We start from the raw sequence: 212 nt of genomic DNA on the forward strand, positions 1-212 counted from the left end.
GTCGCCATCACCTCGGCCGGGATCACCGCGGCCGCCAACGTCCTGGACCGCCGCCGCACCTACGCCCTGCTGCACCTGGCCGGAACCCCACTGCGCGTCCTGGACAACGCCCGCAACCGCGAGACGCTCATCCCGGTCACCGTGCTGGCAGGCGGCGCTCTCGCGACCGGACTGCTGTGCGGGGGATCGATGATGCTGGCCGGCGGCGACTC

Annotated in this window: 1 pseudogene; it reads left to right on the plus strand. The window is 73.1% G+C overall.

The features are described from left to right. Positions 1-212: pseudogene (locus ADK36_RS18595) on the plus strand (ABC transporter permease); the annotation flags it as partial.

This window comes from Streptomyces viridochromogenes, assembly GCF_001270495.1.
GTDB lineage: Bacteria > Actinomycetota > Actinomycetes > Streptomycetales > Streptomycetaceae > Streptomyces > Streptomyces viridochromogenes_A.